Genomic DNA, 15,737 nt, shown 5'->3' with positions numbered 1-15,737 from the left:
TATCTTCCAACTCGGTCGCTCAAAACAGGGAAGGTTGATCACCCGCCGGCGGTTTACTTTGCAATATTTTAAATTAAAGTAACCGTATTTAGATAATTAAGAACATGATAACCGTCACGCACCATCAGATGTTTGTTTAATGATGGTATTTGTTTAATAAACATATTGATTTGCCGGATTAATGGCAAAAACGAGGTAAATAGTGTCAATTGTGTGGCAAAATATGAAGAAAGTTCTTTTACGTATTATAACCGTGAGAACTCTTGAATTGTAGCTGAAATGTCAATGAAGAGTTTAAGAAAATCTTGTCAAATGAACTTATTTCGTTGAACGATTGGTTTAACTATATAGAAAGTACGCACTAAAATTTTCAAGACAGACTAAATATTTCTAGTTTTGGATTCCAATAAAAAGTCCAAATTCTAACTCTTGAAACAAAACTATCACATAACCAGGCAATCATTCGAGTACCTTTTTAAAAAGTACTATCAGGCTTTATGCTCTTTTGCCCGTCAGTTTTTTAATGATAAGGATTTATGTGAAGATACAGTTCAGGATGCTTTTGCTTCATTGTGGGATGTGCGTTCAGGTTTTAATGAAGAGAAGGCTGTTAAATACTATCTCTACCATTCTGTGCGTAATAAATGTCTGAACATCATTCGTCACCAAAAGGTAAAAGAAAAGAACCAGTATGAGTTAGCTCTACCAACCGTTGATGAGGGGATAATCGAAGAAGGTGTTTTTGCTCCCGTTTATAATGCACTGAAAAACCTTCCCCCACAGGAATGTAAAGTGATGATGGGCGTTATGTATGGCCATTCCAACCAGGAGATAGCCGATGATCTGGGAGTTTCTATTAATACCGTTAAAACACTAAGACAACGAGGCTATAAAACACTTCGCGAAAAACTGAAAGGAATTCAGTGGCTGTTGGTAATACTGTTTGGTTAGGATATATAGCTAATTACGAATAGAAGGAGTAGAAAGAGAATACTCTATTCAAAGCATTGGTATTTTTGATTAAAATTTCATCACTATAATTCCCTTCAATGCTATTAAGCTAAGAAAAATTGATGTTGTTATCATTTCGCCACCGTTACCCCAAACCCCTAAAGGGGCTTATCCGGCGCGCTGTTCATTTTAGAGAAATGAAGGATGAGCGTTTGGAGATTGCTTAACTTAATTGGGATGGGAGATTTAGAGGGTTGTATTACCAAGTATTTCACTTCAGCGTTCATCACACCCTCAGCATTAAACTCCTTTTGTTAAAATAAAATCAAAAAAAGTCAATTTCTTGTCATCACTTTAAGAAACAAGCGTGTTTTATTAGCAGTTGAAAGAGTCCAAACGGATGATTACATTAGATAAATGGCAGCAAAAACGGATAACGAACAGATAATACAACTCATTAATAAACAAATTGATGGGCAGGCATTATCAATGGAAGAACAACAGGTATTAAATACCTGGTTAGCAGTTTCGGAAAACAACTCCTTGTATAAGCGTTTGACCAATAAGGAGCTTTTGTTGAAAAAACGATTTGAGTATGATGAATACAATGTAGAAAAAGCCTGGCAAGCAATGGATAAACGCATTTCTCCCCGTATAAATTTTAAGCGATGGATAAGTTATGCAGCGGCTGTTTTGGTGCCATTGGTATTATTTTACACTGTTTATCAGTTAAGTCATATACCTGAAGTAAACGATAGTCATCTCAGTGAAACTATTCAACCAGGAGAAAAGAAAGCGGTGTTGATCTTATCAGATGGACAGCAAGTGGAGTTATCAGCTGCCGATACCACCTTGCAAATGATAGGAAGCGGAACAAGCATTGCCATCGATTCTTTAGGAGCCGTCTACCAGGATAGTAACAGTGTCTTTGCAAATAAGCGTTACAATACTGTAAAAACTGCCCGGGGCATGGAATATAATCTAACGTTGGCTGATGGAACGAAAGTGTGGATCAATTCAGAATCAAGCCTGAGATACCCGGAGAATTTTGCCGGTAATACACGTGAAGTTTACGCTACCGGAGAGGTGTTTCTTGAAGTAGCGAAAAACGAAGAGAAACCATTCTTTGTACACTTTAATAACAAGAAAGTGGAAGTTCTGGGAACAGCATTCAATGTTCGTACCTATACTAATGAAAAAGTGGATATAGTAACGCTTGTTGAAGGAAGCATAGCCTTGTCAACCGGAACTCAAAAAGTACTGATGAAACCGGACAAGCAAGCAATTGTGGATGCTCAAAACCAATTGCAATTGCTAGATGTTGACGCTTCACTTTATGCTGCGTGGAAAGAAGGACGTTTTGTTTACAAGAATACACCTTTAGATCGTATTGTAACTGATCTGGCTCGTTGGTATGATTGTCAGATTTTCTATCAAAATCCAGACATGAAGAACGAACGTTTCTCCTTAAATACGAATCGCCAGGAAGATATTAACCAGATTTTAGAAGCCTTGGCCTTAACGCAAACGGTCCAATTCAAAGTAAAAGGGAAAAATATAGTTATTCAGTCCGTTAATTAAAATAAAAATGGGGAGTACTGGTAATACTCCCCAAAAGTTAAAAAGCTGATTGCAGTCAGCTAGTTCTAACGTAAATAGATTTTAAAATTATGAAAAAAAAACGTGAACCAGTCTTCCTCGAAAGAGGTAAGATGCAAAAACTGTACAAAGTTATGAAGTTGTCAGTTGTTTTAATAATTGTGGGAATGGTACAGCTATCGGCAGCTGTGTACTCACAAAACGAGAAGTTGGTGGTGAAAGAGAGCAATATTTCTCTTTCCGATTTGTTGTGGAAAATCCAGAGCCAGACTGACTTTGTTTTCACATTTAATTCGGATATGGTAGAACAATATTCCAGTCTTAATGTGGAGACGGAAGGTCAACTGGAGGATGTGTTAAAGGAGATTTTAAAAGATACTGACTTAGATTTTCAATTAAAGAACGGCATTTATGTAATAAATAAGAAAGCTCCTGTAGCCAAAGCCCAACAACCCGATAAGAAAATCACCATTACCGGAACAGTTAAAGATGAAAAGGGGGAACCTTTACCTGGTGTGGCAGTAATGATAAAGGAAACGAATATTGGAACAGCCACAGGATTGAATGGTGAATTCTCTTTGCAGTATATTGAATCTTTTCCAAATCCGGTTTTGTATGTGACTATGTTGGGTTTTGAAGCGGTTAATATGCCTATTGGCAATCAACGAGAGTTTAATGTTATATTGATTGAAGCCATTGCAGGACTGGATGAAGTAGTGGTAACAGGTTACACCAAAACCAGTAAGGTACGTGCCACCTCGGCTTCAGCCAAAATAAAATCGGAGAATGTAGAGCGTCAGGTAACCACTAACCTGGATAGTCGAATGGAAGGATTGGCAACAGGTTTGAATATTAACGCAGTGACAACTGACGGGGGACAGGAAAGTTTAGAGCTCATATTACGCGGTACCAGTACTTTCGATTACAATCCGGATGAGTCATCAATTAATGATCCTGTTTACCAACAAATAAACTCACAAAATCGTCAGCCACTCATTGTTGTTGATGGTTTTCCTTACGATGGGCCGTTTAATGATATTGACCAGGCGACAATAGAGTCGATTGATGTGCTGAAAGATGCGGCAGCAACAGCCCTTTGGGGGTTAAGAGCCTCAAATGGTGTAATAGTTATTACGACTAAGCGAGGACAGGAAGGAACTCCTCGGGTAACGTTTTCAACAAATTGGACATTTGGAACACGTATGGATTTAAATGACCTGGGCTTAGCTTCTGCTGCAGATCAAATAAAAATCTTAAATAATAACCAGTTAATTAACCCGGAGTCGACTTATGCATGGGGCGCTATTAACTATATAGATAATGGTGTGCCTAATTATGGAGAAAAGTATCGTCATTTGAACAAATTTGATGAGATTTGGGCTGATTTTTATGCAAGTAATCAAACTGCAAGTGATGTGGCGAATAGAGACGCTGCTTTATTGGCATTAGGAAAAAATAATGTGTTACCCGAATTTGACGAGCAGTTTATTCGTCCTTCATTCGCATCTCAAAATTCTTTGAGCATCAACGGTGGATCAAAATTTATTAACTACAACTTTACTTCAAGTTATGTGAATGAGAAAAAGGCATTGAAAGGCGATGATTATGAACGCTTAAACCTGGCTTTAATGACTGACATTAAAATTTCTGATAAGCTATCAACAACCTTTGATGTAAGTGTTGTTAATAGCAAGCAAAAGGATAATGGTTTAGGTATTAGCTCGCTTTATAACGGCTATTATAACATTAGTCAGTTTGATAAACTAGTGGATGAACAGGGGAGTCCAATAGCCATAAAAGATACCTATTCAGGTAATAAAGAAGAGTTCATTGGGCTAGGTTTTGATGATGTAGCTTATAATCCAGTTCTTGACCAGAAATACAACGATAATCGTTTAAGTATTTCAAATATCCGACTGGCAGCAGGTTTGACTTACGATATTACCAGTTGGTTAAGTGCCGATGTTAAATACCAATACAATGTTATTGACAATGAGTATCGCAAGCATTTACCACTTGGCTTGGCAGCAACGAGAACTACAATGAATAGTTATGTGATGACGCCCGATCCGGGAGATGGTTCTGGAGTTAATCGAGCTATGCCATATGGTAATTGGCTTGAGATGCAAAATACAAAAAGCGAGTATACAGTAGCCAGAGGTAATCTGAACTTCAATAAAGTATTTGCAAATGACCATGTGGTGAATGGATTGCTTGGTATGGAGGCAACAGAAAGTGAATCAACCAGCAGACAGGATCGCTATGTAGGGTATAGTGATGTGACTGGTTTATATGACCGTAATTTCAACCATTCGCGTTGGGCTGATAATAACAATAACGTGCAGGAAGATATTGATGGAAGCGGTGTGCTGGTTGATCCATACCTTGGTGCGGCTACTTACAGCAATATTAATAATTACCGGGTGCCGGTTATTAGTCGAACGACCGCATCTTTTGCCAATATGGGCTATAGCTATAAAGCCAAGTACAATATTGAAGGGTCATTAAAATTAGCTCGTGGTACTGCATTTGGTATTAACAAACGCTTGGCTACCAACGTATATTGGGCTGTTAGTGGTTCATGGAATGCTGCTAAAGAACAGTTTCTGGATTATAATTGGTTAGATGTGTTGAAGGTAAGGGCATCCTATGGTGTTAACGGAAATATGCGACAGGGTCTGACCACTCAAACGGTTATACAATACAGTGATTTTAGTGACTGGATATCTGGTGCACAATATGCCTATATTTTAAGTTCTGCTAACCCTAACCTGAAACCCGAACAAACAAATACCTTTAATATTGGTGTAGATTTTGGCATCTTTAATCGTTTGAACGGTACCATCGATGTTTATACCAAGCAAAGCATTGATTTATTGGTGCCACAATTGGTTAATCCAACCTATGCGCTAACACCGGTTTTTGTAAATGAAGGAGAGATTAGTAACAAGGGTATTGAGATTAACCTTGGAGGGGATGTAATTCGTAAGCACGATTTTACCTGGAATGCCAATTTGAACTTCACCTATAATAAAAACGAGGTGATTAAGTACAGTGATCGTCCCGAACTTAATGCTCAGGATTATTACATTAAAACCAAAGAAGGAACTGTTAAAATAATTGGTGAAGACATTAGTTCGCAGGCACGCTATAAATATGCAGGGTTAGATGCTAATGGTAACCCACAAGTTTACAATGGAGATGGTGATATTATTAGCTATAGCGATCCTTCATTTGGATTACTTACCGAGCATGATTTAGTAACTACAAAACCATTTATTTCACCTTATTTTGGAGGATTTACCAATACATTTCGTTATAAGCAATTTACGCTGTCTGCTTTAATGACATACAAATTCGGGCACGTATTTCAGGAAAACTTGCAGGCGAAGTATGGACGATACTCAGCAGGCGATGACACCAAGGCCAAGCATAAAGATATTGCGAACATGTGGCAGGCTCCGGGTGATGAAAATTCAACGGGTATACCGGCGATGCCTCGCAATACGGAAGAATTATCGGACTACCGATTCATGGCATTTGCATATTCCGATTACGGCATTCATGATGCTTCACATATTCGTTTTAAAGACATCACTTTACAATATGACCTGAATCCTGATTTGTTATCTAAGTTAGGCATTGCCCGCGCTAACCTTTTATTCCAGGTGCGTGATTTAGGTCTTATCTGGAAAGCTAATGATGTTGATGTAGATCCGGAATCAGTGCCTTTTAGCGGTCGTGAAATATCATTTGGAAATACGGTGAGTCGTGCGTATCGACCAGGCATTAAAATGCCGGTATCATTTGTGGTTGGTGCGAAATTTGAATTTTAAAAGAAAGAACAATGAAGAAGTTACATATAATTTTACCGATTCTTTTACTGGCCCTATTTAGTGCTTGTGAAGACTATGTTGATATAAAACCCAAAGGACAAACAATAGTAGAATCATTGGCAGATATAGATGCCCTGTTACAGGCGGGAAACTCGCTGTCGGGTGGCAGTGGCAATAGTGATGTAATATCCATACTTTCTGACAATGTACAAGTTGTTGATGAGGATCTTGACTTTCTAGCTTCCAACAGTCTTACACGCCCGCTTAAATCAATGTATTTATTGGATGATGTGTTTTACCAATCCAGTGAGTTAGATGAAAGCTGGGAGAACCACTATGATGTAGTAGGTAGCTGTAACCACATTTTAAATTCTTTGGAGGAGTTATCAGGAGATGAGGCTTTAATAGCACAATATAAGGCAGAGGCACTTGTACATCGTGCACATGCTTATTGGCGCCTGGTTAATATTTATGGTGTGCATTATGGTGAAGCTAAAGCCAATGAGGAAGGTTCAGGCATACCACTATTAACGCAATATGGTAATACAGAAGAGTCCTTGATGAGAGCATCGGTAAATGATGTTTATAATCAAATAGTTGGTGATTTGGAAGAAGCTATTCCTGCTTTATTATCAGGGCGTCCAAATATCAGTCGTATTAATACATCTGCCGCTGAGGCATTGATGGCTCGTGTACAATTACACAAGGGCAATTATGCATTAGCTCTTGAATATGCCGAAAAAGCACTGGCGGCCAATAGTAATTTGTATAACTATAATTTTATACCACCTATTCCATTTCCTCCAGGCTATGCTTTGTTACCACGTACATCATATAATCCTGAATTTGTTTTGTTTAAACATAGTAATATGCCATTGGTATACAACGGCAAAGGGATAGTACCACCATATGCATGTGGTTTAGGTATGTTCTCAGACGAACTTGCAGCTTTGTACACCGATAAAATTAATGACTTGCGTATCTCAAAAGTAGCCGAAATAGTGGGTGATAAGTATGCTATTGGATACAATATGCCGGTCTACTTTCCACCTATTGGTATTACTGTACCAGAGTTATTGTTAATTAAAGCTGAGGCTTTGGCTCGTGATGTATCACGTTGGGGGGAAGCAATGGCAGAAGTAAATACCTTAAGAGCCAATCGATTTGCGACGGGAAGTGCATTTGAGCTAAGTGCCTCAACGCAGGAGGAAGCTATTCAGCATGTTATTAATGAACGCCGTCGAGAATTTCATATTACAGGTATGCGTTTCTTTGATATTAAACGATTAAATGCTTTGCATAATGCAGATATTTCATTAACCCGAAAAGATAAAACCTGGAATGCTAATAGTATTAACTGGGCCATTCCTATTGGAGAAAAAATGATTATCACAGGAAAGGGTGAATTAACTCAAAATCCACGTGAATAACATTTGGACTAATAAGCCTGTCGTTTATCGATGGGCTTATTAGTCTGTAATGACCTAATTTTAGTCTAAAGCTACTTGATTATTTTTATTAATAATTACCTAATTGACAATCTTAACATATGAAGATTCTAAAAACAATTTTACCTTTCTTATTCTTGTTTATTTTAGCAAGTTGTGATGAAGCAGATGCTATTGCAGATATTACAAATCCTGATGATACAGCTGATATTATTGATGACAGTTCAGATGAGAATAATGAGCAAGATGAAAAATCCATGAATGGTTTTTACATAGCTAACAAAACAGAAAAGGAAATTGAGGTTTACTTTAATAATAAGAAGGAATATTACGAAGGACGTGAGCTGACGGAGGAAGAAAAACCATTAATCCAAAAATTGGGTTTTAATGGTGCATATCGCATCATTATACAGGAAGGTAAATTAGTAGATGTCTTGAATAACACACAAATTAAAAGTGTATACATCTATAAAGATGGTTACCTGATTCAGCAATATGAAGGTGAATTTTATGAGGGAACCAAGATTGATATGAACTTCTTCAACATGAGCTATTATCAAAAAGTTGAAAAGGAAGATTACGATTTATACTATTTCAATGTGAGAAATTCTGTATTGTAATAGTATTAAAATAAAATATTATAGAGATGAAAAGATTCATATTATTAGTTTTTGTAGCAATAAGTGTTATTGCTTATGCACACGATAAAGAACATGGAATTAAATTTTTCCATGGAACTTTTGAGGAAGTATTGGCAAAGGCAAAAGAAGAAAATAAACCGGTATTTATCGATTTTTACACAAAGTGGTGTGGCCCTTGCAAGGTAATGGCAAAAGGAACTTTTACTAAACCTGAAGTAGGTGATTTTTACAATAAAAACTTCATCAGTTATAAAATAGATGCAGAAGTGGGAGAAGGACCTGAGTTAGCAAAGAAATATGGTGTTAAAGGTTATCCAACACTTGTGTTTATTAATAGTGAAGGAAAGACTGTTATCGATAATGCCATAGGAGCTAAAAATGTTGAGCAATTGATTAACCTTGGTCGTAAGGCGTTGGGAGAAGATATCAAAGATTTTTCCTGGTATCAGGCTGAATATGATAAGGGAAATCGCGATGCAGAATTTTTGAAAAAGTATTATGAAGCAAGAGCCGAAGAACAGCGAATAGCAATGAGCCAAGAGGAATCATGGGATCTATATCAGGCATATTCAGAAGAGGAAAAGTGGAGTCCTGAAGCAGTCGATATGGTATTTTGGAAAGCCAGGGTTGGCAATAAGTTTTACGAATTGGTTAAAAACAATAAAGACAAATTTCCGGGTCTGGCCAATGAATCCCTTCATATTCGATGGTTCCATCATGTTGCTGACCATCCGGAAAGTGATATAGAACAGAAAAATCTAAAGCAGGCAGCAAATGATTTCCCGGAATATGCAGCACAGGCACTAGAGTTGTATAAGATTGAAGCATACAGAATGCAGGAAAAATATTCAGAATATATCCCGTTAATTATTGAATATGCTGGTAAATATGGAGAACCTATGGATTTTAATTTAATGATGATGACCACTGTAACTAAAGCAAAATCAGTTAAGCCTGAGCATGCCTTGTTTGCCAGTAAATATTTCAAGCAAATTATCGACCAGGATACTTCACATTTTTACACGATGTCTGGTTACGCTTACTGCCTTTATATTGGAGGAAAGAAGGATGAAGCAGCTGCTTTTGCTAAAAAATATCGGAGTCTTACTGATGAATATGCTGGTAATGACAAATTAAGATGGTGCTATGATACAATGATCAATATTGAAAATAAAAATAGTGTAACTCCTTTTGCATTTTAAGACTTAATTATTTAGTTCTTTCATTAATAATTTTTACAGTTGGGTTCTCGATTTCAATTGTAAAGCTAAGCCCGGTAAGTGCCAATAACCGGGCTTAAATCTGCAAAATATGTTATAATACTATTGTACCTGGAAGTTCTTCAAGGCAAGTTACTTCATTCATTTACTTCAATGTATTATAACGCAATGCCTCATTTCAGTAGATGCTTATTTTAAAGGGTATTTTTGATTTACCACCAGTTGCGGATTGTGGTATCTAACCAATCCGGCCAATTGTTTTAAATGTTGGCAATTTCATAATCTATTTTTAATTTTGGCGCATGACCATCCAAAATCTTTACAATAAAGTTAAACATGGTGACGCCAATGCATTTAAAGAGTTGTTTAATCAACTTTATCCATCCATGTGTGTTATTGCCCGTCGTTATGTTGATGATACTTTAGCGGAAGATATTGCACAGGATGCTTTTGTTAAGTTATGGAATGAACGAGAGACTTTATTGGATATTCAGTCTATAAAGAGTTATTTATACGTTTCTGTTAAAAACCTCTGTTTAAATCATCTCAGGCGTAATACGGTTGAAGACAAGTATACATCATCTATCGATCAGGAGGACTTTTTTCAGTTTAACAACCGAGTGATGGAAGAGGAAACCTATCGGATATTACAACAAGCTATTGATAAATTGCCTGAACAGCGCAGAAAGATAATGCTTTTGACGCTTCAGGGAGTAAAAAATCAGGAAATTGCCGAGCGTCTGGGAATTTCTGTTAATACAGTAAAAACTTTAAAATACAAATCATTAAAACTCCTGAAAGAATCCTTAAAGGACTATTTTTATATTCTGCTTTTGATCGGATAATTAATTGATTTCAAGAAAGTTTAATACTGTGTCTGCTTTTTTCTAAAAAAATATCACTTACTATCATCTTTCTTTATTTTTCATTTGTCCTACATATAGAAAAACAAATAAGATGAACAATAAAGCAATCAGCTATCATATAAGTCACCTACTTGCGAAGGCTCAAATTGATGATTTATCAGTTGATGAATCAAAGGAAATTGAGCAATGGCTTAATGAGAATGAAGAAAATAAGGCATTGTATGAGGCTATTTTAGAAGGGAAAAGAAGAAAGGAAAGAGATGCTTATGTTGATGCTTTAGATTTGGATAAAGCCTGGAAAAGAATTGAGACTCAAACTCAATTAAAGGCAGGGCGTATCCTTCGCTTAAAGGATTGGATGGGGCGTATCGCTGTAATATTATTGTTCGGGGCTATATTGTCAGCTGTCTATTTCATGACCAGAAAAACGGAGGTTCCACAGTTAGCTCAACAAACGGTTATTGAACCAGGCTCTTCAAAGGCAACTCTAAAGCTTAGCAACGGACAAATTGTTCAATTAGAAGATGCAGATAATAAATCATTCACCGAAGAAGATGGTACGCTTATCGATAATAAAGAAGGGGAATTGAATTATGCCTCTTCAGACAATGGCGAAATGATATTGTACAATACCGTTAGAGTTCCGATTAAAGGAGAGTATCAAATGAAGCTGGCTGATGGCACACAGGTTTGGTTAAATTCTGATTCTGAAATCAAATTTCCGGTTCAGTTTAATGGGGAGAATAGAAAAGTGTGGGTGAAAGGCGAAGTGTATTTTGATGTGAATCATAAGCCCGATCAACCTTTTATTGTTGAAGCGAAAGGGAATCAGGTAGTGGTTTTAGGTACCCAATTTAATATTGAGGCTTACGATGATCAGAAAACAATGATAACAACACTGGTAGAAGGAAGTGTCAGGCTGACGAACAAAAGGAAAAGTGTTGTCATGAAACCAAATGAGCAGTCAATAGCAAAAGATGATGGAAGTGAAATTGCTACGAAAGAAATTGATGCACGGGCTTATACCCTATGGAAGGACGGTGTTTTTTATTTTGAAGAAGCTGATCTTAAAACGATCATGGAGAGAATGAGGCGTTGGTATGGTATTGATGTTTTCTATGCCAATCAGACAGTTCAGAATAAACGCTTTTCTATAGAACTTAAGCGCTATGATGATTTTGACAGGGTGCTGGATATTTTATCACGAACAAATAAGTTAAGTTTTGAAATTGATGACAATACGGTATTGGTAAAAAGCAAATAATAAAAAAGCAATGTTTGCGCCAACAAACATTGCTAAATATCAAACAATTCTGCTCAAAGAATTGAATTAATAAACTCTTATTACAAAATTATGAAAAAAAAATTAATCTGGGGTTTCTCAGAAAGGAGGCTCCGTAGACTCTTGTTAGTTATGAAACTGACTGTTATGTTAATACTGGTTGGAACCTTGCAGGTGACTGCCAGTGTATATTCGCAGAATACAAAGCTGAGTATTCAGCTTAAAAACCAATCATTAAAAGAGGTTTTTAAGAAGATTAGAAATGTCAGTGAATTTACGTTTGTTTATGATGTTGAAGATGTGGCAAAAATCACTAATCTGGATATACAATACACCGATGCTACAGTTGAAGAAATCTTATCGGGTTGCCTTGCAGATACTAACCTGACATTTGAGGTAGTTGATAACGTGATTATTATTAAAGAAAAGATAATCCCTCAACCGGTTATTGTCGAAGAGAGTCAACAACCTGAAAAGAAAACCAAAATTACCGGAACTGTTAAGGATGAAAAAGGAGAACCATTACCCTTCGCAGCGGTGTGTTTCAAAGGCACCACCTTTGGTTGTGTATCAGCAATTAACGGGGAGTATATTTTAGAGGCTCCTATTGAAGATGATCTTGTTTTAGAAGTATCAAGTCTTGGTTTTGTTACACAAATTATACCCGTTGAAGGACGTTCCGTGATTGACATTGTATTGGTGTCTGATATAGAAAATCTGGATGAAGTAGTTGTAACAGGTTATACAAAAACCAGTAAAGTACGTGCCACTTCGGCGGCTGCTAAGGTAACTTCAGAAAGTATTGAACGACAGATTACCACTAATTTAGATGATCGCATGGAAGGCCTGGCAACTGGCTTGAATATTAATTCAGTTACACATGACGGTGGTGAAGAAAGCATAGAATTTATCCTTCGTGGTACGAGTACATTCGATGAGGAGGGGGAGAATGCTGATAAAGCAATGCAGGCAAGGAACTCGCTCAATCGTCAGCCTTTAATAGTTGTGGATGGTTTTCCTTACGAAGGGCCATTTAACGATATAGATATGAGTACCGTTGAATCAATCGATGTATTGAAAGACGCCGCAGCTACTGCTCTTTGGGGCTTACGTGCCTCCAATGGTGTGATTGTAATAACCACAAGGCGTGGTAAAGAAGGTAAACCAAGGGTGACTTTTAATACGAACTGGACATTTGGTACCAAACAAAACCTTGATGATTTTGGATTTGCTTCTTCAGCGGATGAATTAAGGCTACGGAATGATTATCAGCTATTTCAAACGGCAAGGGGGGAAGCCAATGAAAGCAAACCTTATCTTGCGGTTAATTATATTACAGATAAAGGTCCAAAGCCTCCCTGGTGGGATTTCGCGTATCCTGGCGTCCCATATGAACAATATGTAAACGACTGGGGTAAAAAATACGGTACACTTGACCCTTTCCAGCAAATTTGGGCGGCTTATTATAATGGTGATATTACAGAGGAGGAAAGAAATGCTCAGGTAAGTGCATTAGGGAATAATGATGTACTCCCACAATTCAGAGATAAATTATTGCGAAATGGTTTTGCAGTTAATAATTCAGTTAACATCAGTGGTGGTTCTAACTATGTTAACTACAGCCTGACTGCTTCTCATACTAAAGAGAATAAGCCTAGTGTGGGCGATGATTTTGAAAGAATTAATATCTCCTTATCAACAGATATTAAGCTTAATAAAAAGTTAAGCTTAATAGCAGATGTAAGCATTGCCAGTAGCGAAAATAACCGTAATGGTGTTGGGGTTAGTGAATTGTATACTGGTAATTATATACCAAGGTATGCTGATATTATAGATAATAGCGGTAATCCAGCGGCAATTTCAGATGTGTTTGCACCGTATCGGGAAGAGTTCTTGACTAAAGGATTTGACGATATTGCATATAACCCGATTATTGATCAGAAATACCGAAACAATAAATCAACGAATAATAACCTTCGTTTAGCCACCGGAATTAATTACAGACTAACAAACTGGTTAACAGCTGACCTTAAATACCAATACAACAGGGTCGGCAGTAATATCAGAAACCACCGTCCGGTTGAGCAATATTTCATGAGACAACAAATGAATAGCTTCATTTCAGAAGTTGATCCGGGAGATGGAACAGGAGTTAAGCGTGTTAGTGATTTCCCATACGGAGAGTGGTTGGAGAGAAATGAAACAGTGAACACTTACAACATTATCAGGGGTAACTTAAGCTTTAATAAAGTATTTGCTCAGGATCATGTGGTTAATGGAATTGTTGGAATGGAAGCCGCTGAAACAACTTATACGGTTAATCAGCAGAAATTTGTAGGTTATAGTGATTTAACTGGGTTATATGATGTCACGTTTGATCAGTTTGAGTGGTCGGTTTATCTTAATGGAACAATACCTGCAGAAGATGTTTATTTGGGAAATGCTGCTTATTTGCCACCAATTCTTTATACACCGGAAATAGATAGCCGAACTATTTCCTCATTTTCGAATTTTGGTTATAGTTATAAAGCCAAATACAATATTGAAGCTTCTTTTAAGGTTGATCAGGCTACAGCTTTTGGTATTAATAAGCGCTTATCTAAAAATCTATATTGGGCTGTGAGTGGTTCATGGAATATTGCCAAGGAAAATTTTCTGCAAAATAGCCAATGGATGAATCAGTTAAAGCTGAGAGCGTCTTATGGTTTAAATGGTAATATGCGCAGGGGGTTAACAACCATGACCACAATTTCTTATTCATCAGGTACCGATTACATATCAAATCGAAATTATGCAACCATTGCCAGCGCAGCCAATCCTAATCTGGCACCCGAACAGACTACTACATTGAACCTGGGTGTTGATTTTAGATTATTTGACAGGCTTCAGGGGGCAATTGATGTGTTTAACAAGAACTCAACCGATTTATTGGTAAAACAGGAAATAAGCCCAACCTATGGCCTTACATGGCCACTTGAACTTTATTCTAACGATGGTGAAATATCCAACAAAGGTATTGAAATAAGTGTAGGAGCAGATATTGTAAGGAAGTCAGATTTTATATGGAAAGCCTTATTAAATTACTCATATACTAAAAACCGTGTTATAAAATATGGTGAGCGTGTTCCTACTTCTGCATTAAATTATTGGGCCAATGTTGATAACGGCAGCACTAAAGTTATCGGAGAGGATATTAGTGTACGGGCATTTTATGATTGGGGAGGATTGGATGAAAATGGTGATCCGACAGTAATTGTGGATGGTGAAAGAATAAGTTATGCAGATCCTGATTTTGCTGAATTACCGCAGGATGCCATGGTTATCAGTAAGCCTTTTGTTGCTCCGCACTATGGTGGTATTACTAATGTATTTTCTTATAAGAGTTTTACTCTTTCTGCTTTAATGACCTACAAGTTTGGTCATGTGTTCCAGGAGAATTTAGTAGCTAAATACGGAGCATATAATGAGTTGAGTGAAAAAACACGAGCACACCATAAAGACATTGCCAACGCATGGACACCTGAAAATACGAATACGGATATTCCGGCTTTGGCAAGAAGTTTCGAAGAGGCGAGTAACCAAGAGAGAGAAAATGCCTTTATTTATTCGAATTATGGCATTCATAGTGCAGCTCATATACGATTAAAGGATATAACTCTGAATTATCAAATTGATCCTGAGTTAACTCAAAAAATAGGTATAAGCCGTGCAAGTTTGCTGTTTCAGGTGCGCGACTTGGGAATTATCTGGGCAGCTAATAAAAAGGATATTGATCCGGAATCGGTACCATTTTCAGGACGTTCAGTATACTTCTCTGGAAGTTTCCCACAGGCATACCGGCCGGGAATAAAGGCGCCAGTATCATTTGTTGTTGGAGCTAAGTTCGAATTTTAA

General features: G+C 37.2%; 9 protein-coding genes. All 9 read left to right on the top strand.

What is annotated here, in order from left to right:
- Nucleotides 1-429 precede the first annotated feature (429 nt).
- The gene (locus AC4MRQ_RS13735) at nt 430-951 is read left to right on the top strand and encodes an RNA polymerase sigma-70 factor (RefSeq protein ID WP_491198257.1); all 522 of its coding nucleotides are present in this window, start codon (nt 430-432) and stop codon (nt 949-951) included.
- 417 nt (nt 952-1,368) lie between these two features.
- On the top strand, nt 1,369-2,532 hold the full coding sequence (locus tag AC4MRQ_RS13730) for a FecR family protein (protein ID WP_491198256.1): 1,164 nt from the start codon (nt 1,369-1,371) through the stop codon (nt 2,530-2,532).
- 89 nt (nt 2,533-2,621) lie between these two features.
- Nucleotides 2,622-6,386, top strand: a complete 3,765-nt coding sequence (locus AC4MRQ_RS13725) for a SusC/RagA family TonB-linked outer membrane protein (RefSeq protein ID WP_491198255.1) — start codon at nt 2,622-2,624, stop codon at nt 6,384-6,386.
- Between the two features lie 11 nt (nt 6,387-6,397).
- Nucleotides 6,398-7,816 carry a RagB/SusD family nutrient uptake outer membrane protein gene (locus tag AC4MRQ_RS13720; RefSeq protein ID WP_491198254.1) on the top strand — a complete coding sequence of 473 codons (1,419 nt, stop codon included), beginning with the start codon at nt 6,398-6,400 and terminating at the stop codon, nt 7,814-7,816.
- Between the two features lie 119 nt (nt 7,817-7,935).
- Complete coding sequence (locus AC4MRQ_RS13715; protein ID WP_491198253.1) at nt 7,936-8,454, top strand: hypothetical protein; 519 nt, start codon at nt 7,936-7,938, stop codon at nt 8,452-8,454.
- Between the two features lie 26 nt (nt 8,455-8,480).
- Nucleotides 8,481-9,677 (top strand): thioredoxin family protein, encoded by a 1,197-nt coding sequence (locus AC4MRQ_RS13710; protein ID WP_491198252.1) that lies wholly within the window; start codon nt 8,481-8,483, stop codon nt 9,675-9,677.
- 320 nt (nt 9,678-9,997) lie between these two features.
- The gene (locus AC4MRQ_RS13705; protein WP_491198251.1) at nt 9,998-10,540 is read left to right on the top strand and encodes an RNA polymerase sigma-70 factor; all 543 of its coding nucleotides are present in this window, start codon (nt 9,998-10,000) and stop codon (nt 10,538-10,540) included.
- Between the two features lie 112 nt (nt 10,541-10,652).
- On the top strand, nt 10,653-11,825 hold the full coding sequence (locus tag AC4MRQ_RS13700) for a FecR family protein (RefSeq protein WP_491198250.1): 1,173 nt from the start codon (nt 10,653-10,655) through the stop codon (nt 11,823-11,825).
- A 150-nt stretch (nt 11,826-11,975) separates the two neighbouring features.
- Complete coding sequence (locus AC4MRQ_RS13695; RefSeq protein WP_491198249.1) at nt 11,976-15,737, top strand: SusC/RagA family TonB-linked outer membrane protein; 3,762 nt, start codon at nt 11,976-11,978, stop codon at nt 15,735-15,737.

The sequence above is a fragment of the Carboxylicivirga sp. genome, from assembly GCF_982718395.1.
This window is presented reverse-complemented; position numbering and strand designations above follow the sequence as displayed.

Excerpts from the sequence above, each read along its gene's own strand:
- AC4MRQ_RS13730 (WP_491198256.1), top strand. The coding sequence starts at position 1,369 with ATGGCAGCAAAAACGGATAACGAACAGATAATACAACTCATTAATAAA.
- AC4MRQ_RS13725 (WP_491198255.1), top strand. The coding sequence starts at position 2,622 with ATGAAAAAAAAACGTGAACCAGTCTTCCTCGAAAGAGGTAAGATGCAA.
- AC4MRQ_RS13720 (WP_491198254.1), top strand. The coding sequence starts at position 6,398 with ATGAAGAAGTTACATATAATTTTACCGATTCTTTTACTGGCCCTATTT.
- AC4MRQ_RS13715 (WP_491198253.1), top strand. The coding sequence starts at position 7,936 with ATGAAGATTCTAAAAACAATTTTACCTTTCTTATTCTTGTTTATTTTA.
- AC4MRQ_RS13710 (WP_491198252.1), top strand. The coding sequence starts at position 8,481 with ATGAAAAGATTCATATTATTAGTTTTTGTAGCAATAAGTGTTATTGCT.
- AC4MRQ_RS13705 (WP_491198251.1), top strand. The coding sequence starts at position 9,998 with ATGACCATCCAAAATCTTTACAATAAAGTTAAACATGGTGACGCCAAT.
- AC4MRQ_RS13700 (WP_491198250.1), top strand. The coding sequence starts at position 10,653 with ATGAACAATAAAGCAATCAGCTATCATATAAGTCACCTACTTGCGAAG.
- AC4MRQ_RS13695 (WP_491198249.1), top strand. The coding sequence starts at position 11,976 with ATGAAACTGACTGTTATGTTAATACTGGTTGGAACCTTGCAGGTGACT.